General features: G+C 52.0%; 1 tRNA gene and 1 other annotated feature (1 of these 2 only partly in view). The gene reads left to right on the forward strand.

Annotation, left to right across the window (positions count from 1 at the left end):
* Window positions 1-29: 29 nt before the first annotated feature.
* Window positions 30-105: transfer RNA gene (locus VZP09_RS21385), tRNA-Ala, on the forward strand.
* 169 nt (window positions 106-274) lie between these two features.
* Window positions 275-1,737 (forward strand) — a sequence feature (mutual gap in cmsearch alignment for this rRNA model is longer than 100); it runs 1,439 nt beyond the window's last position.

Raw genomic sequence — 1,737 nt, forward strand, 5'->3', positions numbered from 1 at the left:
GAATTAAGGTTNNNNGAGATTCATTCGATGGGGCTATAGCTCAGCTGGGAGAGCGCCTGCTTTGCACGCAGGAGGTCTGCGGTTCGATCCCGCATAGCTCCACCATCTTTACTGCGAACACAAGAAAACTTCAGAGTGAACCTGAAAAGGTGCACTGCGAAGTTTTGCTCTTTAAAAATCTGGATCAAGCTGAAAATTGAAACGACACACNGTTNANGTGTGTTCGAGTNTCTCAAATTTTCGCAATCAGAAGTGAAACATCTTCGGGTTGTGAGGTTAAGCGACTAAGCGTACACGGTGGATGCCCTGGCAGTCAGAGGCGATGAAGGACGTGCTAATCTGCGAAAAGCGTCGGTAAGGTGATATGAACCGTTANANCCGGCGATGTCCGAATGGGGAAACCCAGTGCAATTCGTTGCACTATCGTTAACTGAATACATAGGTTAACGAGGCGAACCGGGGGAACTGAAACATCTAAGTACCCCGAGGAAAAGAAATCAACCGAGATTCCCCCAGTAGCGGCGAGCGAACGGGGAGCAGCCCAGAGTCTGAATCAGCTTGTGTGTTAGTGGAACGGTCTGGAAAGTCCGACGGTACAGGGTGATAGTCCCGTACACCAAAATGCACAGGTTGTGAACTCGAAGAGTAGGGCGGGACACGTGGTATCCTGTCTGAATATGGGGGGACCATCCTCCAAGGCTAAATACTCCTGACTGACCGATAGTGAACCAGTACCGTGAGGGAAAGGCGAAAAGAACCCCGGCGAGGGGAGTGAAAAAGAACCTGAAACCGTGTACGTACAAGCAGTGGGAGCACCTTCGGGTGTGACTGCGTACCTTTTGTATAATGGGTCAGCGACTTATATTCTGTAGCAAGGTTAACCGTATAGGGGAGCCGCAGGGAAACCGAGTCTTAACTGGGCGTTAAGTTGCAGGGTATAGACCCGAAACCCGGTGATCTAGCCATGGGCAGGTTGAAGGTTGGGTAACACTAACTGGAGGACCGAACCGACTAATGTTGAAAAATTAGCGGATGACTTGTGGCTGGGGGTGAAAGGCCAATCAAACCGGGAGATAGCTGGTTCTCCCCGAAAGCTATTTAGGTAGCGCCTCGTGAACTCATCTTCGGGGGTAGAGCACTGTTTCGGCTAGGGGGTCATCCCGACTTACCAACCCGATGCAAACTACGAATACCGAAGAATGTTATCACGGGAGACACACGGCGGGTGCTAACGTCCGTCGTGAAGAGGGAAACAACCCAGACCGCCAGCTAAGGTCCCAAAGTCATGGTTAAGTGGGAAACGATGTGGGAAGGCACAGACAGCCAGGATGTTGGCTTAGAAGCAGCCATCATTTAAAGAAAGCGTAATAGCTCACTGGTCGAGTCGGCCTGCGCGGAAGATGTAACGGGGCTAAACCATGCACCGAAGCTGCGGCAGCGACACTATGTGTTGTTGGGTAGGGGAGCGTTCTGTAAGCCTGCGAAGGTGACCTGTGAGGGTTGCTGGAGGTATCAGAAGTGCGAATGCTGACATAAGTAACGATAAAGCGGGTGAAAAGCCCGCTCGCCGGAAGACCAAGGGTTCCTGTCCAACGTTAATCGGGGCAGGGTGAGTCGACCCCTAAGGCGAGGCCGAAAGGCGTAGTCGATGGGAAACAGGTTAATATTCCTGTACTTGGTGTTACTGCGAAGGGGGGACGGAGAAGGCTATGTTAGCCGGGCGACGGTTGTCCCGGT

This window comes from Klebsiella sp. EMBS2024 (genome assembly GCF_036233805.1).
Lineage (GTDB): Bacteria > Pseudomonadota > Gammaproteobacteria > Enterobacterales > Enterobacteriaceae > Klebsiella > Klebsiella pneumoniae.